Genomic DNA, 18,349 nt, shown 5'->3' with positions numbered 1-18,349 from the left:
GGCATGGTGGCCGCTCGGGGAAGAGCCGAGAAGGACCCTTGCGGCGTTTCGCGCCTTTGTTCCGTTTCTGCCCGCTCGGGCATCGCTTGCGCACGTATCGGTGTCCACCTTGCTCGCCGTGCCGGCCTGGCGCAGGCTGTTCCTATGGGTGCGCGAGACGGCCCCACGCTCATCGGCTCCGTGCAGCGGGCGATGCGTCTGCTGGAGGCGGTGAGCGCGCACGAGAACGGCGCTCCGGCCAAGCAGCTGGCACGCGAGACCGGCCTGCCCCTGGCCACGGCCTATCACCTGCTGCGCACCCTGGTGCACGACGGCTATGTGCGGAAGCTGGACGACGGCGGCTTCGTCCTGGGCGACAAGCTGCAGTCCCTGCGCTCCACGGGCCAGGCCCAGGCCCTGCTGAACCGTGTGCGGCCGACGCTCAACGCACTCCGCGACGAGCTCGCCAGCGCCGCCTACCTCACCTTCTACGAGGACGGCGAGATCCGGGTCGCCGAGATCGTCGACGGGCCCGGCACCCCCCGCGTCGACCTGTGGGTCGGCTTCGAGGACGCGGGGCACGCCACCGCGCTGGGCAAGGCCGTGCTGCGGGAGCTGGACGAGGAGGCCCGCCGGGACTACCTGGCCCGCCACCACCTCGCCGACCTCACCCCGCGGACCATCACCAGCCTGCCGGAACTGCTCAGGCGGCTGGAGGCCCCGCCGCTGGCCCCCGCCGTCACGGACCTCGAGGAGTACTCCCTCGGCACGGTCTGCGTCGCCGTCCCCGTCTACAGCGGGGACACGGTCGGCTCGCTGGGCGTCTCCCTCCCGGCGCACCGCCTCTCCCGGCTGCCGGAGATCCGCGAACGGCTGCTGCCTACCGCGAGCCGGGTCACCCGAGGGCTCTCGCTCACTATCTGAAAACCGTCTCCTTGCCGCCGTCCCGGCCCACCCCTTTTTCTGTATGAAACGGACATTCGGGGGTGCGCTTCCGGCCGCGCCCCGCGTACAGGTGAAGGACACGGATAAGCACATGAGCCATGCGCGAGACCTCGGTGGCGACCACCGCCCGGTACGGCCGTCCGGCAGCCGAGCGGCCGGTGCCGGAGCACCGGCCCACAGACGCGCACGCGCGCGGCTGGCCGCCGGCACACCCGTCCTGCCCGCCCTGGTCGTCGTCGCCGTGCTCCTCGCCGACCTGGCCGGTGGCACCGGCACGATCTGGCTCCCCCTGCTCGCCGCCGGGCCCGCCCTCGCCGCCGTCACCAACGGGCTCACGGGCGTCGCCGGGGTCGGCCTGCTGGCCACGGCGGTCGCTGCCGTGCTCGGGCTTCGCGACGAGGTGCCCGGCCCGGAACTGACCGGTGTGCTGGCGGCGCTGGTGGCGGTCACCCTCGCGGGCGGACTGGCGGTCGTGCTGCGCGGGCGGCGGGAGAGGGTCCTGGCGGCCGTCCGCTCGGTGGCCGAGACCGCCCAGCACGCGCTGCTCAAGCCCGTACCGGCCCACGTCGGCCCGTTCCAGGTGGCCGTGCGCTACAGCGCCGCGGCGGCCGAGGCCCGGATCGGCGGTGACCTCTACGCGCTGATACCCACCCCGCACGGGGTGCGGCTGATCGTGGGCGACGTGCGCGGCAAGGGACTGCCCGCCGTGGGGACCGCCGCCCTGGTCGTGGGGGTGTTCCGGGAGGCCGCCCACGACGAACCCGACCTGCTCGCCGTGGTCGAGCGGATCGAGCGGAGCCTCGCGCGCAACCTCGGCCACGACGACTTCGTCACCGCGATCGTCGCCGGGTATCCGCCGGGTGGGCACCTGGAGATCGTGAACTGCGGGCACACGCCCCCGCTGCTGGTCCGCGCGTCAGGGGCCGTGACGCCGGTCGAGCCCGATCTGCCGTCCCCGCCCCTCGGACTGCGCGCCCTCGCGGGCCAGGTCCCCGGGCTGCAGGAACTGCCGTTCGCCGAGGGCGACCAGCTCCTGCTGTACACCGACGGGGTCACCGAGGCCCGCGACCACGGCCGGGCCTTCTACCCGCTGGCCGAAGGGCTTCAGCGGCACGTGAGCCCCGAACCGGCCCGCACCCTCGACGCCCTGCACGGCGAACTGCTGGCGCACGTGGGCGGCAGGCTGCACGACGACGCGGCCCTGCTGCTGATCCGCAAGCCGGTCCGGTCCCGGACGGCGACCGGGCCCGGATCACCCACCGAGCCGGGGGCATCCGCGGAGCCGGGCACTTCCACGGAGCCGGGTGCGTCCACCGAGCCGGGTGCGTCCACCGCGCTCACGGCACACACCCGGACCGGTGCGCACACCTCGCCCGGGGCGCACACCCGGACCGGTGCGCACACCTCGCCCGAGGCACACACATCACCTGAGGCGCACACCTCGCCCGGGGCGCACACCTCACCCGAGGCGTACCCCGGGTCGCACGAGACCGGGGCGACCGGGCGGACCTCGGCGTACGCGGTGCACACCCGGCCGGGGGCGCCCGGCGGGGGCGAGGCGCACGCGGAGCCCGCAGCACCCGGCGAGGCGTCGGTCACCCCCGTGCGGTGCCGTTCCTGACCGCCCCTGCCCGACCGCCACCCGGCCGGCCCTCACTCCTCGCGCAGGTCCTTGACCCGCTTGAGCTTGCCGACGGACCGCTCCAGGGTCTCCGGCTCGACGATCGTCACGTCGACCGTGACGCCCACGCCGTCCTTCACGTCCTTCGCGATCGCCCGCGCCGCCGCGTCACGCGACTCCGGCGGGGTGCCGGGCCGGCTCTCGACCCGGACCCCCATGTGGTCCAGGCGGCCGCGCCGGGTCAGCTGGATCTGGAAGTGTGGTGCGACCCCGGGGGTGCGCAGCACGATCTCCTCGATCTGGCTGGGGAAGACGTTCACACCGCGCAGAATGATCATGTCGTCGCAGCGGCCGGTGATCTTCTGGATGCGGCGGAAGGCGGGCCGGGCCGTGCCCGGCAGCAGCCGGGTCAGGTCGCGGGTGCGGTAGCGGACGATCGGCAGGGCCTCCTTGGTGAGCGAGGTGAAGACCAGCTCGCCCTCCTCGCCCTCGGGCAGCACCTCGCCGGTGATCGGGTCGACCACCTCGGGGTAGAAGTGGTCCTCCCAGACGTGCAGGCCGTCCTTGGTCTCCACGCACTCCTGGGCGACGCCCGGGCCGATCACCTCGGACAGCCCGTAGATGTCCACGGCGTGGATGTCCGTCCGCTCCTCGATCTCGCGGCGCATCTGCTCGGTCCACGGCTCCGCGCCGAAGATGCCCACGCGCAGGCTGCTGGCCCGCGGATCGAGGCCCTGCCGCTCGAACTCGTCGAGCAGGGTCAGCATGTAGGACGGGGTGACCATGATGATCTCGGGCCGGAAGTCCTGGATGATCTGCACCTGGCGCGCGGTCATGCCGCCGGAGGCCGGGATCACCAGGCAGCCGGCGCGCTCCGCGCCGTAGTGGGCGCCGAGGCCGCCGGTGAACAGCCCGTAGCCGTAGGAGATGTGCACCTTGTGCCCCGGGCGGCCGCCGGCGGCCCGGATCGACCGGGCGACCAGGTCCGACCACATCGACAGGTCGTTCTCGGTGTAGCCGACCACCGTGGGGCGGCCGGTGGTGCCGCTGGAGGCGTGCACGCGCCGCACCCGGTCCATGGGGACGGCGAACATGCCGAACGGGTAGGTGTCGCGCAGGTCGGCCTTGGTCGTGAAGGGGAAGCGGGCCAGGTCCTCCAGGGAGCTACAGTCCTCGGGCTGCACGCCGGCCGCGTCGAATTTCGCGCGGTATGTCTCGACGTTGTCGTAGGCGTGCCGCAGGCTCCGGCGCAGCCGGTCCAGCTGGAGCGCGCGCAGTTCCTCGCGGGTGAGGCGCTCGGCGTCGTCCAGGAGGGCGTGGGGGAGGGGCTCGCCCCGGCGCCGTCCGGCAGGGTCCACGGCGCCCGGCGTGGTCTGCGTGTGGCTGGTCATGCCGGCTCCTCGGACCTCGTGCTGTGGATGGTGCGGCTGCGGCCCCGGAACTCGGCCACCACGTCGTCGCCCCGCAGGACGGTCACGTCGTACAGGCCGCTGCGGCCGTACCGGGTGCGTTCCTCCGCCCTCGCCACCAGGACGTCGCCCTCGCGTGCCGGGGCGACGAACGAGATGTCCGCGCCCGCCGCGACGGTCACCGGACCATGGCTGTTGCACGCGCAGGCGAACGCCGTGTCGGCGAGGAGGAAGACGTACCCGCCGTGTGCGATGCCGTGGCCGTTCACCATCGACCCGGTCACGGTCATGCGCAGCACCGCGGTGCCCGCGCCCTGTTCCAGCAGTTCGATCCCGAGGCCCCGGGAGGCCCGGTCCGCGGCGAACATGGCCTCCGCGGGCGTCGTCGCGTCAGCGGTTCCGGTCACTTCACGCACCACCTTGTAGCCCGACCGACCATTCGGTTAGCTTGGCGCCAAGTAATCAAGCCGTCACGGGGGCTGTCAAGAGCCGGGGGCTTACCAAGGCGCCCCGGCTTGGATAGCATGGACCGAACGAATGGTCGGTTGGGAAGTGGGACGGATGGACACGACACACTCCAGCCCCGCGGGGGCGGACGGCGCCGAGCCGGTTCCCCAGCAGCACTTCGAGGCGACGATCGCGCGGGACCAGCGCATCGAGCCGCGCGACTGGATGCCCGAGGGCTACCGGAAGACACTGGTCCGGCAGATCGCGCAGCACGCACACTCCGAGATCATCGGCATGCAGCCCGAGGGCGAGTGGATCACCCGGGCGCCGTCGCTGCGCCGCAAGGCCATCCTGTTCGCCAAGGTCCAGGACGAGGCGGGGCACGGGCTGTACCTGTACTCGGCGGCGGAGACGCTGGGCGCCGACCGCGCCGACCTCACCGAGCGTCTCATCGAGGGCCGCCAGAAGTACTCGTCGATCTTCAACTACCCGACGATGAGCTTCGCCGACGTGGGTGTCATCGGCTGGTTCGTGGACGGCGCCGCGATCTGCAACCAGGTGCCGCTGTGCCGCTCCTCCTTCGGGCCGTACGCGCGGGCCATGGTGCGGATCTGCAAGGAGGAGTCCTTCCACCAGCGGCAGGGCTACGAGCTGCTGATGACGATGATGCGCGGCACCCCCGAGCAGCGCGCGATGGTGCAGGACGCGGTGAACCGCTGGTGGTGGCCGTCGCTGATGATGTTCGGCCCCCCCGACGAGGCCTCGCCCAACTCGGCGCAGTCCATGGCCTGGAAGATCAAGCGGCACAGCAACGACGAACTGCGCCAGCGCTTCGTCGACATGACCGTGCCGCAGGCCGACAAGCTCGGTGTGACACTCCCGGACCCGGAGCTGCGCTGGAACGAGGAGCGGGGACACCACGACTTCGGCACGCCCGACTGGGACGAGCTGATGAGGGTCATCAAGGGCGACGGACCGTGCAACGAGGAGCGCATGACCCGGCGCCGCACGGCCCACGAGGAGGGCGCCTGGGTGCGTGAGGCGGCCACCGCCCACGCCGCCAAGCAGGCGTCCCGGACGCGGAAGGGAGCGGTGGCATGACCGCCGGCAAGCAGGACTGGCCCCTGTACGAGGTGTTCGTGCGCGGCAAGCGCGGCCTGAACCACGTCCACGTGGGCTCGCTGCACGCGGCCGACGACCGCATGGCGCTCACCCACGCCCGCGACCTCTACACCCGCCGCAACGAGGGCGTGTCCATCTGGGTCGTGCGCTCGGAGCACATCGCCGCCTCCACGCGCGACGAGAAGGACCCCTTCTTCGAGCCGAGCGCCGACAAGGTCTACCGCCACCCGACCTTCTACGACATCCCCGACGACGTCCCGCACATCTGAAGGAGAGGGCATGAGCGACGACCACGTCTACCTGACCCTCGCCGAGGGACACGAGGACGACACCCGCTGGGCCTACGGCACCGGCTTCGAGGACCCCCTGCACGGCGTCGACACGACCGTCCCGGACGGCGTGGACGTCGGCGAACTGGCCGGCCTCTGCGTCGACCTGGCCGACGACGCCCTGGTGGCGGCCCAGCGACTCGCCGAGTGGACGACCCGCGCCCCCGAGCTGGAGGAGGAGGTGGCCCTCGCCAACATCGGCCTGGACCTGCTGGGCCAGGCCCGCCTCCTCTACTCCCGCGCGGGCCAGGTCGACGGCACCGGCCGCGACGAGGACGCCTTCGCCTACTTCCGCGACGCCGGCGACTTCCGCAACGTCCGTCTGGCCGAACTGCCCAACGGGGACTTCGCGTTCTCGATCGTCCGGCTGCTGGTGCTCTCCAGCTGGCGGCTCGCGCACTTCGAGCGGCTCACCGGCCACCCCGACCCGGTCCTCGCGGCGATCGCCGCCAAGGGCGTGAAGGAACTGGCCTACCACCGGCAGTACGCCGCGGAATGGGCCGTGCGCCTCGGCGACGGCACCGAGGAGTCGCACCGGCGGATGCGCAGGGCGCAGGAGCAGGTGGCGCCCTACCTCGGCGAGCTGTTCACCGCGTACGACGTGCGCGAGGAGGTCGTCGCCGTCCTGCGCCAGGTGACCGAGGCGGCCGGACTGCCCATGCCGGTCTACCGGCCCCTGCCCGGTTCGGGCCGCTCCGGCGAGCACACCGGGCATCTCGTGCCCCTGCTGGCCGAGTTGCAGAGCGTGGCGCGGGCGCACCCGGAGGCGACATGGTGACGACGCTGCTCGACGCCCGGCGGGCACGGCGGATCGCCGAGCAGGTGCCCGACCCGGAGCTGCCCATGCTCACCCTGGCCGACCTCGGCGTGCTGCGCGAGGTGTCGCTCGCCGAGGACGGCACGGTCGTCGCGAGCCTGACCCCCACCTACTCGGGCTGCCCGGCCATGGCGGAGATGCGCGCCGGGGTGGCCGCCCGGCTGCGTGACGCCGGGTACGCGCGCGTGGAGATCCGTACCGTCCTGGACCCGCCGTGGACCAGCGACTGGATCACGGACGAGGGCCGCCGCAAGCTCGCCGAGCACGGCATCGCCCCGCCCGGCGCCGCACCCGCCCGCGCCGCGGGACCGGTCCCGCTCGTGCTGTCGCCGACCCGCCGCTCGGTGCCCTGCCCGCGCTGCGGTCACCCCGACACCGAGGAGACCTCCCGCTTCGGCGCCACGTCCTGCAAGGCCCTGTGGCGCTGCCTCGCCTGCCGCGAGCCGTTCGAGTACCTCAAGGAGATCTGATGGAGGACCTGATGGAGCCGGCCCCCTCCCCGGGGGTACCCGCGCGTGCCCGCCGACGTCCGGTCTTCCACTCCCTGCGGGTCGCCGAGGTGCGTCCGCTGTGCGAGGACGCGGTGGCGGTCGGTTTCGACATCCCGCCGGACCTCGCCGGGGAGTTCGCCTTCGCGCCGGGTCAGTCGCTCACGCTGCGGCGCGAGATCGACGGCCGCGACGAGCGCCGCTCCTACTCGATCTGCTCACCCGCGGGCACGGCCCCGCGCATCGGCGTGCGGGTCGTCCCCGGCGGCCTGTTCTCGTCCTGGCTGGTGCACGAGGTGCGCCCCGGCGACCTGGTCGAGGTGATGGCGCCGACCGGGGCGTTCACCCCGGACCTCACCGCCCCCGGGCACCACGTCCTGATCGCCGCCGGTTCCGGCATCACGCCCATGATCTCCATCGCCGAGTCCGTCCTGGCCGCCGACCCCCGCTCGCGCGTGACCCTCCTGTACGGCAACCGCCGCACCGGCACGGTGATGTTCGCGGACGAACTGGCCGACCTGAAGGACCTGTACCCGACGCGCTTCCAGCTGGCCCACGTCCTGTCGCGCGAACCCCGCGAGGCCGAGCTGCTGTCCGGCCGCCTCGACGCCGAGCGGCTGGCGGCGCTCGTCGACGCGCTGGTCGACGTGGAGTCCGCCGGCCACTGGTGGCTGTGCGGCCCGCACGGCATGGTCCGCTCCGCCCAGCAGGTCCTGGCCGGCCTCGGCGTCCCCGCCGACCGCGTCCACCAGGAGCTGTTCTACGCCGGCGACGAACCCGTCCGCGAGGTCCACCACGCCGAGGCGGGCCCCTCCGGGCCGGTCAGCCAGGTCACCGTCACCCTGGACGGGCGCTCCACCACCTCCGCCCTGCCCCGCGAGCGCACCCTGCTCGAAGGCGCCCAGGAGACCCGGCCCGACCTGCCCTTCGCGTGCAAGGGCGGCGTCTGCGGCACGTGCCGGGCCCTGGTCACCGACGGCAAGGCCGACATGCGCCGCAACTTCGCCCTGGAGCCCGCCGAGGTCGACGCCGGCTACGTCCTGACCTGCCAGTCGTACCCGGTGTCGGACGAACTGACGGTGGACTTCGACACCTGAGGCGCGCGCGGCGGCCGTCCGCCAGGGGAGGCGGACGACCGCCGACGGCACATGAAGGCATGAATGGGTCTTCATGTGTTCCTGTAAGGTGGGGGCCTCACGCGTCCCCGCCCGAAGGGCCCCTCCCATGACCTCCACCCTCACGCCGCGGCCCGCCGGCCGGGCGGAGCCCGCGCGCACCGGGAGCGCACCACGGCGGCGCACCCGGCTGCTCACGCTGCCCGAAGCCCGGTGGGCCGCGGCGGCCACCGCCTGCTTCCTGCTCGCCCTGCCCCTCCAGCTCACCGGCGCGCCCGCCTGGACCTGGGGGCCGCTGTACGCACTGGCATACGTGTCGGGTGGCTGGGAGCCGGGCCGGGAGGGCCTCAGGGCGCTGAAGAACGGCACCCTCGACGTCGACCTGCTGATGGTCGTCGCCGCCCTGGGCGCGGCCTCCATCGGGCAGGTCATGGACGGCGCCCTGCTCATCGTCATCTTCGCCACCTCGGGTGCCCTGGAGGCGCTGGCCACGGCCCGGACCGCCGACTCCGTCCGCGGACTGCTCGACCTGGCCCCCGCCACCGCCACCCGCATCGCCCCCGACGGCACCGAGCACACCGTCGCCGTGGAGGAGCTGTCGGTCGGCGACACGGTCCTCGTCCGCCCGGGCGAGCGGATCGGTGCCGACGGCCGGGTGCTCGACGGGGCCGGCGAGGTGGACCAGGCGACCATCACCGGTGAACCGCTGCCCGTGCCCAAGGGCCGGGGCGACGAGGTGTTCGCGGGCACGCTCAACGGCACGGGCGCCCTGCGGGTCCGGGTCGAGCGCGGCGCGTCCGACTCGGTCATCGCCCGGATCGTCCGCATGGTGCAGGAGGCGTCCGGGACCAAGGCACCCACGCACCTGTTCATCGAGAAGGTCGAGCAGCGCTACTCGCTGGGCATGGTCGCCGCCACCCTGGCCGTCTTCCTGGTGCCCCTGGCCGCCGGCGAGGACCTCACCGAGGCCCTGCTGCGCGCCATGACGTTCATGATCGTGGCGTCCCCGTGCGCGGTCGTCCTGGCCACCATGCCGCCCCTGCTCTCCGCCATCGCCAACGCCGGACGGCACGGCGTCCTGGTGAAGTCCGCCGTGGTGATGGAGCGGCTCGGGCAGGTGGACGCGGCGGCCCTCGACAAGACCGGCACGCTCACCGAGGGCAGCCCGCGCGTCACCGAAGTCCGCACCCTGCCCGGGTCCGGCCTCGACGAGGAGGAGGTGCTGGCCCTGGCGGCCGGCGCCGAGCAGCCCAGCGAGCACCCCCTGGCCCGGGCGGTCGTGGCGGCCGCCCGCGCACGCGGCCTGCCCGTGCCCGCCGCCCACGACTTCACCTCCACGCCCGGCGTCGGAGTGAGCGCCGTCGTCGACGGCCGCACGGTCGCGGTCGGCGCGCCCGCCCGCCTCGCGGACACGGCGGCGGCGACGGCCGCGGAACTGGAGGAGTCCGGCCGTACCGCGGTGCTGGTCGTCGTGGACGGCGCTCCCGCCGGACTGCTCGGTATCGCCGACCGGCTGCGCCCCGACGCCGCCGGCACGGTCGCCTCCCTGACCGCGCTCACCGGCGCCGCTCCGCTGCTCCTCACCGGCGACAACGCCCGGGCCGCGGCGCGGGTCGCCGCCGAGTCCGGCATCACCGACGTGCGCGCCGGGCTGCTGCCCCAGGACAAGCTGACCGCCGTGCGGGAACTGGAGCGGGCCGGACGCCGTGTGCTGGTCGTCGGCGACGGCGTCAACGACGCGCCCGCCCTGGCCGCCGCCCACACCGGGATCGCCATGGGCCGGGCCGGGTCCGATCTCGCCCTGGAGACCGCCGACGCCGTGATCGTGCGCGACGAACTCGCCGCCGTACCCGCCGTCGTCGCCCTGTCCCGCCGCGCGCGCCGGCTCGTCGTGCAGAACCTCGTGATCGCGGGCGGGTTCATCGCCGGGCTCGTCGTCTGGGACCTCGCCGGCGACCTGCCGCTGCCGCTGGGCGTCGCCGGCCACGAGGGGTCCACGGTCCTGGTGGGCCTCAACGGCCTGCGGCTGCTGCGGGACTCCGCCTGGCGCCGCGCCGCCGCAGGGCGACCGTAGTCCGTCCGGCTGCGCTCCCCTCCCGACCGCCCGGACCGCGGACACCCGCGGACCCCGGGCTGCGCGGGGGAGCGGCTGCCGACGGACCCCGGAACCCTCAAGATCCGCAAGGGTTGCGCCCGGCCCGTTCGGGTACGCGAGCAGGAACGCGCCCGGGGCGGATCATGTCCCGGGCGGCACGCACGACCGCCGCTACCAGGGAATCTGCCATGGAGACACCTGCAAACGACCCCACGCCCACGCCCGCCCAGCGGGCTCTGGACGTCCTCGCCGAGAACACGGAGGACGCGGCGGCACTGGACGCGCTCGCCAACAGCGACGTGCTCATCCCCGTGCCCGACGACGCGAGCGACGGCGAAGCCGCCAACCCCTCGGCGGTGGCGCTGCCCGTGCTGGAGCAGCCGGGCGGCGAGCCCGTGGTGCCCGTGTTCACCTCCGAGATGGAGATGGCCGGGCTGCTGCCGTTCGTGTCCCGCTACCGTCTGGTACCGCTCGGCGCCCTGGCCGCCCAATGGCCGGCCGACGACCTGTCGCTCACCATCGACGGCAGTTCGGAGCACCGCCTGACGCTCACCTCGGAGGGAGTGCGCACCCTGCTGGCGCGCCCGTAGGGCCACCGGCCCCGTCCGGGCCCGGGCGCTACTCGCCCAGGGTCCGGGCCAGTGCGGCCCGCTGCAACGGCAGCACCTCGGCGTGCAGGGCACGCCCCTTGTCCGTGAGGGACACCCACACCCCGCGCCGGTCCTCCACGCAGACGGACCGCGTCACCAGTCCGTCCTTCTCCAGCCGGGCGATCAGCCGGGACAGCGCGCTCTGGCTGAGGTGGACCCGCCCCACCAGGTTCTGCACCCGGCACTGCGCGCCCTCGTCGGCCGCCGCGGTCACCAGCATGTCCAGCACCTCGAAGTCGGAGGCGCCGAGGCCGTGCGGATGCAGCGCCCGGTCGATCTCGCACATCGTGCGCGCGTGCGCCGACAGGATGTCCCGCCACCGTTCCTCGAGCCGCACACCGGCCGTCGTCGCTGCCATAGGTGCACGGTAACACCGGCCGGGGGGTTCCATGAGTGTGCATGCAGTGCCCGTCCACGGTCCGCCGGCGGCCCGGGCGTCCGGATCATCGGCAGGGGTCCTGGCCGGCCCGCGCCCACGGCCGCAGTTTTTCCGGATTGCGCACCACCCAGATCCGCGTGGCGCGCCCGTCCGCGACCTCGAACGAGGCGACGGTCAGGACGGCGCCGGCCCGCCGGGCCACCAGCCCGGGCACCCCGTTGACCGACCGCTCCAGGAGTTCGAGTCCCGGCGACCGGTCGGCGATCCCCGCCATGTACCGGGCGATGCCGGCGGCGCCCTCCACCGGACGCAGTGCCGCACCGGCCACGCCACCGCCGTCGGCGGTCATCACGGCGGCCGGGTCGAGGACGTCCACGAGGGCCGCGATGTCCTTGTCCTCCCAGGCCCGCCGCACCCGCCGGACCACGTCCGCCTGACCGGCCGCGGCGGGAGCGGGAGCGGCGCCCACCCGGCGCCGGGCGGAGGCCGCGAGCTGCTTGCAGGCGGCCGGGGTCCGGCCGAGGACGCCGGCGATCTCGGCGAACGGGTAGCGGAAGACGTCGTGCAGGACGAACGCCACCCGCTCGGCGGGTGTCATCGACTCCAGCACGACGAGGAAGGCCATGGTCACCGACTCGTCCAGGACCATCAGGTCGGCCGGGTCGGTGGCCCGGCCGCGGCCCCACTCGGCCCGGTCGGGCAGCGGCTCGGGGAGCCATGCGCCGACATACCGTTCGCGCCGGGCCCGCGCCGAGCCGAGCACGTCCAGGCAGATGCGGCCGGTCACGGTCGTCAGCCAGGCGCCGGGGGAGCAGATCTCCCGCCGCCGGCCCACGGGCAGCGCGTACCACCGGGCGTACGCCTCCTGCACGGCGTCCTCCGCCTCGGCCAGCGAGCCCAGCAGGCGGTAGGCGACGTTGATGAGCCGGCGCCGTTCACCGGCCGTCCCGTCCGTGTCCGTCCCCGTCATCGGATGCCCCCCGGCCACCGGCTCGCCTTACCTTTCGCGCGCCCGCTTCGTCGGACCGGTGAGACCTTACCGATCTGCTGCCCGGCCGGGCGGAACAGGGGACTGACATGGCCACACAGGCGACGGCACCGCGCGGCATCTCCTTCCTGCAGTTCGCGATCGCCCTGCAGACACTGACCATCTTCCTCCAGGCGGTCTCCGCCGGGCTGCTGCTGACCTCGTCCTACGGGGAGTCGCTGCACGGCGTCGGGGCGCGGGTGATGTACGGGGCGTCGATGCTGTACCTGCTCGCGGCGGTCCTGGCCTGGAAGCCGGGCGGCGGCTCGGCGCGGCCCGTCGGGCACGCGGCGGGTTTCCTCCTCCTCGCGTCGGTCCAGGTCGTGCTCGGCATCGCGCACGTGCCGTCCGTCCATCTCCCCCTGGGCGTCGCGATGTTCGGGCTGAGTGTGCTCGCCCTGGTGCGGCGCTGAAAGTCGCGCGTGGGCGGCCCCCGTTGGTCAGGCCCCGTCCGGCTCGTCCGGCACCCGTCCGGCCCGTCCGGGACCGGCAGCAGGGGCCGTTCTCCCCGCACACTCGCCGATCATGAACTCCGCTCAGCGCCACGGCAGTTCGGTATCGGTCAACGCGTGCGAGTGCCGGACAGGGCCGCCGGAGCTGCGAGACAGTGGGAGGGCGCGGTGAGGGCACAGCCGCGGGGCAGGGGCACGACATGCTGAGGACTCCCACCGACGAGACGCGGCTGCGCATCCTGGCCTGGCTCAAGGAGCCCGGACCCGCCGCCGACGGGGTCACCGTGGACGACGTGGCCGAGCGGTTCGCGCTGGCGGCGCCGGTCGCCCTCACCCATCTGCGCCTGCTGGAGGCGGCCGGCCTGCTGCGCTCGACCCGGTCCGCCGGCGTGGTGCGCTACCACCGGGACGACATGCGGATCGCCGAGGTGGCCCGCATGTTCGAGAAGGGCTGGTAGGCGGGCCCCGAGGGGCGAGCCCTCGACGTGACCCCGTCGCGCGGCCGGGGTTAACCTGAACGCGGCCGCGGGGGTCCACCGCGGCGCGGCGGTGGGGCCCGCCGTACCCGAACCGCGGCAGGACGCCGCCAACGGTCCCTACTTGCGACGGCACACGCCCGCACCCCGGGCCCCGGCGAGTAGGAGACGCACCACCGTGACAGCCCCTCAGGAGCCCTTCAGCCGCCCGGCCGGCTCCCGCCGGGCGTCCTCCCGGCGTGCCCAGGCGCCCGTGGTCGCCGTGGTGGCGCTGGGCGGGGCGGCGGGCGCCACCGCCCGGTACGCGGCGGGCCTCGCGTGGCCGTCGCCGCACGGCGCCTTCCCCTGGACGACGCTCTGGGTGAACATCGCCGGTTGCGCCGTGATCGGCGTGTTCATGGTGCTGATCACCGAGGTCCGGACGGCCCACCCGCTGGTCCGCCCCTTCTTCGGCACCGGCGTCCTCGGCGGGTTCACCACCTTCTCGACCTACGCGGTGGATGTCCGGCAGCTGATCGACGACGGCAGAGTGGCGACCGGACTCGCCTACCTCGCGGCGACCCCGCTCGCCGCCCTCGCGGCGGTGTGGCTCGCCGCGGCGGCGACCCGCTCCGCCCGCAGCGCGGCGATCCGCGCCGCCCTCGCAAGGAGGCAGTCATGACCGCATCGACGGGTACGGCCCTGCGGCTCACCGTCATCGTCGGCGAGAACGACACCTGGCGCCACAGGCCCCTCTACACGGAGATCGTCCACCGGGCCCACGCGGCGGGACTCGCGGGCGCCTCCGTCTTCCGCGGCATCGAGGGCTTCGGCGCCTCCTCCCTCATCCACACCGCACGGCTGCTCTCGCTCGGCGAGGACCTGCCCGTGGCGGTCGTGGTCGTCGACAGCGCCCCGCGGGTGCGCGCCTTCCTGCCGCAGCTTCAGGACCTCGTCACCGGCGGGCTCGTCACCGTCGACGCGTGCGAGGTGATCCGCTGCGCCGGAAGCGGGGACGATCCCGGCAACCCGGACACGGAGGGTAAGAAGTCGCCGTGAACTGGCTGCTGGTCGTCTGCGGCGCGATGGTGGGCGCCCCGCTGCGCTACCTCACCGACCGGGCGGTCCAGGCCCGGCACGACTCGGTCTTCCCGTGGGGCACCTTCACAGTGAACGTCACCGGCTGCCTGGTCCTCGGTCTGCTCACCGGCGCCGGCGCCCAGCTGCAGCTCCTGCTCGGCACCGGCCTGTGCGGGGCGCTGACGACGTACTCGACGTTCTCCTACGAGACCCTGCGCCTGGCGGAGACCGGGGCGGGACTGCGGGCGGCCCTGAACGTCGCCGCGAGTGTGTCGGTGGGCGTCGCCGCGGCCTTCGCCGGGGCCGCGCTGGTGCGCCTGTGAGGGGCGCGTCCGGGAGGTGCCGGAGGGCGTCGGGGCGCGGAAACCGGCAGGAAGGGCCGGCGCGGGCGGCACGACCGGCTTGACAGGACGAGCGGTCGGGACGGAGTATCGCCCCCGTGAACCTGTCAGACAGCCGGACAGCCGGACAGCCCGTGCGGCGCGTGAGCGCCATGGAAGCGGTCCTGGCACACCTGCGCGGCGCCATCGAGCGGGGCGAGTACGCCATCGGCGACAAGCTCCCGTCCGAAGCGGAGCTGTGCCGCACCCTCGAGGTCTCCCGGCCCGTGCTGCGTGAGGCGCTGCGGGCGCTCCAGACCATGGGCCTGACCGTGTCCCGCACCGGCAAGGGCACCTTCGTCGTCGCCGCCGCCGTCGAGGACCCGACCTTCGGCGACTACGCGGCCAGCGACCTGATGGAGGTGCGCCGCCACGTCGAGATCCCCGTCGCGGGGTACGCCGCCCTGCGCCGCACCCCGGAGAACCTCGATCACCTGGCCCATCTGATGGACCGGATGGAGCGGGAGACGGACACCACCGCGTGGGTCGCGATGGACACGCTGTTCCACCTCGCCGTCGCCGAGGCGGCCCAGAACCCGGTCTTCCGGCGGGTCATCGAGGAGATCCGGGACGCCCTGGCCCGCCAGTCCGCCTTCCTCAACGAACTCGGCGGCCGCCGCGAGCAGTCCAACCGCGAGCACCGCGCGATCGTCGAGGCGCTGACCGACGGCAGCGAGGACGACGCCGTGGCGGCCATGACCCACCACCTCGACCGTGTCGAGACGACCCTCACCGACATCGTGCGCTCGCCGCGCACGGCGGACGGGCCCCCGGACGGCGGAGCCGGGCGTTGAGCGGGCAGTCCCTGCACGACGAGGTGCAGAAACGTTCCGTTGGCGGCGGCGCCGGACGCACCACCGTGCTGTACCTGCCGCTGATCGCCGCGGCCCCGGTCGCCGGACGGCTCGCCGTCCGCGGCCGTGTCGCCCGCACGTCCACCACCGGATCCGGCACGTGACCGACGCGCCGTTCCAGAGGAAGCAGGCAGTGATGTTCAGCAGCTCCCCCGCGGACGCACCCCTTGTCCGCGAACCCGCACACGCCCCCGTCGCCCACCTCGTCCGCGACGGCGTCGTCGAGGGCGTCCACCACGGCTCCGTCGTCGTCCTCGACGCCGACGGAGAGGTCACGTTCCGGCTCGGAGACGTCGAGGCCGCCTTCTACCCGCGCTCCGCGATCAAACCCGTCCAGGCCGTCGCCATGGTCCGGGCCGGACTCCCGCTGGACGGCGAACTGCTGTCGCTGGCCGCGGCCAGCCACTCCGGCGAGGAACGCCACCTCGCCGGGGCCCGGCGCATCCTCGAACTCGCCGGGCTCGGCGAGGACCACCTGCGCAACGTCCCCGACATGCCGTACGACCCGGCCGTCCGGGACGCCTGGGTGCGCGCGGGCCGGCTGCCCTCACGGCTCGCCCAGAACTGCTCCGGCAAGCACGCGGCCATGCTCTACACCTGCGCCCTCAACGGCTGGCCGCTGGAGAACTACCTCGACCCGGCCCACCCGCTCCAGCAGGCCGTCGCCGAGATCGTCGAGGACCTCACCGGGCAGCGCATCGCCCGGGTGAGCGTCGACGGCTGCGGCGCGCCCCTGTTCTCCCTCTCCCTGCACGGACTGGCCCGGGCCACCGCCCGGATCGTCGCGGCCGCCCCGGGCACGCCCGAGGCCCGCGTCGCCGACGCCATGCGCGAGCACGCCGAGATGGCCTCCGGCTCCGGCCGGGACGTCGCCGCGCTGATGCGGGCCGTGCCGGGGCTGCTGTCCAAGGACGGCTTCGAGGGCGTCCAGGTCGCCGCACTGGCCGACGGCCGGGCCGTCGCGGTGAAGATCGCCGACGGGGCGAACCGGGCGCGGGTGCCGGTGACCGCCGCGGCACTGGTCCGGGCCGGCGTCGACCCCGGGCTGCTCAAGGAGTTCGAGGGTGAGCCGCTGCTCGGAGGTGGGCGGGAGGTCGGGCGGGTGCGGCCCGTTCCCCTGCTGGGGTCTCCTGCCGGTGCTGCCTGCGCCTGAGCTCGTGCCGAGCCGCTCCCGTCCGGCGGCCGCGGGGCCGCCGTGGTCGCTCACGCAGTTCCCCGCGCCCCCGAAGGGCGCACGTCCACCCCCGTTTCTCAGACAAGGGATCTCTCACCCTCATGACCGCCGCCACCCGTTCCGAGCACGATCTGCTCGGCGACCGTGACGTTCCCGCCGAGGCCTACTGGGGTGTCCACACCCTGCGGGCCACGGAGAACTTCCCCATCACGGGCACGCCCATCTCGGCCTACCCGCACCTGGTCGACGCGCTGGCCGCGGTCAAGGCCGCCGCCGCCCTCGCCAACGAGGAACTCGGCCTGCTGGAGCCCCGCAAGGCCGCCGCGATCGTCGAGGCGTGCCGGGAGATCCGCGCCGGCAAGCTGCACGACCAGTTCGTCGTCGACGTCATCCAGGGCGGCGCGGGCACCTCGACCAACATGAACGCCAACGAGGTCGTGGCCAACCGGGCGCTGGAACTGCTCGGCCACGCCAAGGGCGACTACCGCCACCTGCACCCCAACGAGGACGTCAACCTCGGCCAGTCGACCAACGACGTCTACCCGACCGCCGTGAAGATCGCCACGGTGTTCGCCGTGCGCGGGCTGCTCGACGCGATGGCGGTCCTCCAGGACGCGTTCGCCGCCAAGGCCGTCGAGTTCCGCGACGTGCTCAAGATGGGCCGCACCCAGTTGCAGGACGCGGTCCCCATGACGCTGGGGCAGGAGTTCACGGCCTACGCCGTCATGCTGGACGAGGACCGGGCCCGGCTCGCCGAGGCCGTGGAGCTGATCCACGAGATCAACCTGGGCGCCACCGCCATCGGCACCGGCCTCAACGCCCCCGCCGGGTACGCCGAGTCGGCCCGCCGCCACCTCTCCGCCCTCACCGGCCTGCCCCTGGTGACCGCGGCCGACCTGGTGGAGGCGACGCAGGACTGCGGCGCGTTCGTGCAGATGTCCGGCGTGCTCAAGCGCGTCGCCGTGAAGCTGTCCAAGAGCTGCAATGACCTGCGGCTGCTGTCCTCCGGGCCGCGTGCCGGGCTGGGCGAGATCAACCTGCCCCCGGTGCAGGCCGGTTCGTCGATCATGCCGGGCAAGGTCAACCCGGTGATCCCGGAGGTCGTCAACCAGGTCGCCTTCGAGGTGATCGGCAACGACGTCGCCATCACCATGGCCGCCGAGGCGGGACAGCTCCAGCTCAACGCGTTCGAGCCGATCATCCTGCACTCCCTGTCGGAGTCCGTCACGCATCTGCGCAACGCCTGCGTGACGCTCGCCGAGCGGTGCGTGTCCGGCATCACCGCCAACACCGAGGCGCTGCGGGCGAGCGTGGAGAACTCCATCGGCCTGGTGACCGCCCTCAACCCGCACATCGGCTACACGGCGGCCACCGAGATCGCCAAGGAAGCCCTCGCCACCGGCCGGGGCGTGGCCGAACTCGTCCTCGACAAGGGCCTGCTGCCGGCCGACCGGCTCGCGGACCTGCTGCGGCCCGAGGTGCTGGCCGGCAGCGGCCCCTCGCGGGGCTGACCCGGGGACGCGCGAGCGGA

Annotated in this window: 21 protein-coding genes and 1 pseudogene; 18 read left to right on the top strand and 4 right to left on the bottom strand. The window is 73.8% G+C overall.

Annotated elements, in window-relative coordinates; translation table 11 throughout:
* Nucleotides 1-144 precede the first annotated feature (144 nt).
* Both ACH4C6_RS11705 and ACH4C6_RS11700 read left to right on the top strand, forming a co-directional pair.
* Nucleotides 145-903 carry an IclR family transcriptional regulator gene (locus ACH4C6_RS11705; protein WP_398108383.1) on the top strand — a complete coding sequence of 253 codons (759 nt, stop codon included), beginning with the start codon at nt 145-147 and terminating at the stop codon, nt 901-903.
* 112 nt (nt 904-1,015) lie between these two features.
* A pseudogene (locus ACH4C6_RS11700) lies at nt 1,016-2,173 on the top strand (PP2C family protein-serine/threonine phosphatase); the annotation flags it as partial.
* A gap of 404 nt (nt 2,174-2,577) precedes the next feature.
* Here ACH4C6_RS11700 and paaK read toward each other — a convergent pair.
* Nucleotides 2,578-3,936: a phenylacetate--CoA ligase PaaK gene (gene paaK, locus ACH4C6_RS11695; RefSeq protein ID WP_398108382.1), complete on the bottom strand. Its 1,359-nt coding sequence runs from the start codon at nt 3,934-3,936 to the stop codon at nt 2,578-2,580.
* Entirely contained in the window at nt 3,933-4,322 is a 390-nt protein-coding gene (gene paaI, locus ACH4C6_RS11690) for a hydroxyphenylacetyl-CoA thioesterase PaaI (protein ID WP_398108711.1), read from the bottom strand. The genes paaK and paaI overlap by 4 nt, the downstream gene beginning before the upstream one ends.
* A gap of 193 nt (nt 4,323-4,515) precedes the next feature.
* Between paaI and paaA the strand changes: the two genes are divergently transcribed.
* From paaA to ACH4C6_RS11655, 7 genes are all read left to right on the top strand, one after another.
* A complete protein-coding gene (gene paaA / locus ACH4C6_RS11685) occupies nt 4,516-5,502 on the top strand; it encodes a 1,2-phenylacetyl-CoA epoxidase subunit PaaA (RefSeq protein WP_398108381.1) in 987 nt (328 codons plus the stop codon).
* A complete protein-coding gene (gene paaB / locus ACH4C6_RS11680) occupies nt 5,499-5,792 on the top strand; it encodes a 1,2-phenylacetyl-CoA epoxidase subunit PaaB (RefSeq protein WP_094051976.1) in 294 nt (97 codons plus the stop codon). Before paaA ends, paaB begins: the two co-directional genes overlap by 4 nt.
* A gap of 10 nt (nt 5,793-5,802) precedes the next feature.
* Nucleotides 5,803-6,630, top strand: a complete 828-nt coding sequence (gene paaC / locus ACH4C6_RS11675) for a 1,2-phenylacetyl-CoA epoxidase subunit PaaC (protein WP_398108380.1) — start codon at nt 5,803-5,805, stop codon at nt 6,628-6,630.
* Nucleotides 6,624-7,139 carry a 1,2-phenylacetyl-CoA epoxidase subunit PaaD gene (gene paaD / locus ACH4C6_RS11670; protein ID WP_398108379.1) on the top strand — a complete coding sequence of 172 codons (516 nt, stop codon included), beginning with the start codon at nt 6,624-6,626 and terminating at the stop codon, nt 7,137-7,139. Before paaC ends, paaD begins: the two co-directional genes overlap by 7 nt.
* Nucleotides 7,139-8,254 carry a 1,2-phenylacetyl-CoA epoxidase subunit PaaE gene (paaE, locus tag ACH4C6_RS11665; protein WP_398108378.1) on the top strand — a complete coding sequence of 372 codons (1,116 nt, stop codon included), beginning with the start codon at nt 7,139-7,141 and terminating at the stop codon, nt 8,252-8,254. The genes paaD and paaE overlap by 1 nt, the downstream gene beginning before the upstream one ends.
* A 127-nt stretch (nt 8,255-8,381) precedes the next feature.
* Complete coding sequence (locus ACH4C6_RS11660) at nt 8,382-10,346, top strand: heavy metal translocating P-type ATPase (protein ID WP_398108377.1); 1,965 nt, start codon at nt 8,382-8,384, stop codon at nt 10,344-10,346.
* A 209-nt stretch (nt 10,347-10,555) separates the two neighbouring features.
* Entirely contained in the window at nt 10,556-10,957 is a 402-nt protein-coding gene (locus ACH4C6_RS11655; protein ID WP_369194046.1) for an SseB family protein, read from the top strand.
* A 28-nt stretch (nt 10,958-10,985) separates the two neighbouring features.
* Here the strand turns inward: ACH4C6_RS11655 and ACH4C6_RS11650 are convergent, their stop codons facing one another.
* Nucleotides 10,986-11,375, bottom strand: coding sequence for a MarR family winged helix-turn-helix transcriptional regulator (locus ACH4C6_RS11650; RefSeq protein WP_398108376.1), 390 nt, complete (start codon nt 11,373-11,375; stop codon nt 10,986-10,988).
* Nucleotides 11,376-11,460: 85 nt separating this feature from the next.
* Entirely contained in the window at nt 11,461-12,366 is a 906-nt protein-coding gene (sigJ, locus tag ACH4C6_RS11645; RefSeq protein ID WP_398108375.1) for an RNA polymerase sigma factor SigJ, read from the bottom strand.
* Between the two features lie 107 nt (nt 12,367-12,473).
* Between sigJ and ACH4C6_RS11640 the strand changes: the two genes are divergently transcribed.
* From ACH4C6_RS11640 to aspA, 9 genes are all read left to right on the top strand, one after another.
* Nucleotides 12,474-12,836 carry a hypothetical protein gene (locus ACH4C6_RS11640; RefSeq protein WP_398108374.1) on the top strand — a complete coding sequence of 121 codons (363 nt, stop codon included), beginning with the start codon at nt 12,474-12,476 and terminating at the stop codon, nt 12,834-12,836.
* Nucleotides 12,837-13,075: 239 nt separating this feature from the next.
* Complete coding sequence (locus tag ACH4C6_RS11635; protein WP_398108373.1) at nt 13,076-13,333, top strand: ArsR/SmtB family transcription factor; 258 nt, start codon at nt 13,076-13,078, stop codon at nt 13,331-13,333.
* Nucleotides 13,334-13,529: 196 nt separating this feature from the next.
* Nucleotides 13,530-14,012 (top strand): fluoride efflux transporter CrcB, encoded by a 483-nt coding sequence (gene crcB, locus ACH4C6_RS11630; protein ID WP_398108372.1) that lies wholly within the window; start codon nt 13,530-13,532, stop codon nt 14,010-14,012.
* Nucleotides 14,009-14,389: a DUF190 domain-containing protein gene (locus ACH4C6_RS11625; RefSeq protein WP_398108371.1), complete on the top strand. Its 381-nt coding sequence runs from the start codon at nt 14,009-14,011 to the stop codon at nt 14,387-14,389. The genes crcB (ACH4C6_RS11630) and ACH4C6_RS11625 overlap by 4 nt, the downstream gene beginning before the upstream one ends.
* The gene (crcB, locus tag ACH4C6_RS11620) at nt 14,386-14,733 is read left to right on the top strand and encodes a fluoride efflux transporter CrcB (RefSeq protein ID WP_398108370.1); all 348 of its coding nucleotides are present in this window, start codon (nt 14,386-14,388) and stop codon (nt 14,731-14,733) included. The genes ACH4C6_RS11625 and crcB (ACH4C6_RS11620) overlap by 4 nt, the downstream gene beginning before the upstream one ends.
* A gap of 170 nt (nt 14,734-14,903) precedes the next feature.
* Nucleotides 14,904-15,584, top strand: coding sequence for a FadR/GntR family transcriptional regulator (locus ACH4C6_RS11615; protein WP_398108710.1), 681 nt, complete (start codon nt 14,904-14,906; stop codon nt 15,582-15,584).
* Nucleotides 15,581-15,748 (top strand): hypothetical protein, encoded by a 168-nt coding sequence (locus tag ACH4C6_RS11610; protein WP_398108369.1) that lies wholly within the window; start codon nt 15,581-15,583, stop codon nt 15,746-15,748. The genes ACH4C6_RS11615 and ACH4C6_RS11610 overlap by 4 nt, the downstream gene beginning before the upstream one ends.
* Before the next feature lie 32 nt (nt 15,749-15,780).
* Nucleotides 15,781-16,797: an asparaginase gene (locus ACH4C6_RS11605; RefSeq protein ID WP_398108368.1), complete on the top strand. Its 1,017-nt coding sequence runs from the start codon at nt 15,781-15,783 to the stop codon at nt 16,795-16,797.
* Between the two features lie 122 nt (nt 16,798-16,919).
* Nucleotides 16,920-18,329 carry an aspartate ammonia-lyase gene (gene aspA, locus ACH4C6_RS11600; protein ID WP_398108367.1) on the top strand — a complete coding sequence of 470 codons (1,410 nt, stop codon included), beginning with the start codon at nt 16,920-16,922 and terminating at the stop codon, nt 18,327-18,329.
* The last annotated feature ends 20 nt before the right edge of the window (nt 18,330-18,349 follow it).

It is taken from the genome of Streptomyces sp. NPDC017943, assembly GCF_044328425.1.
In the GTDB taxonomy this organism is placed as follows: domain Bacteria; phylum Actinomycetota; class Actinomycetes; order Streptomycetales; family Streptomycetaceae; genus Streptomyces; species Streptomyces djakartensis_A.
Note: the sequence above shows the minus strand (reverse complement) of the source record. Positions and strands in the feature narration are given on the sequence as shown.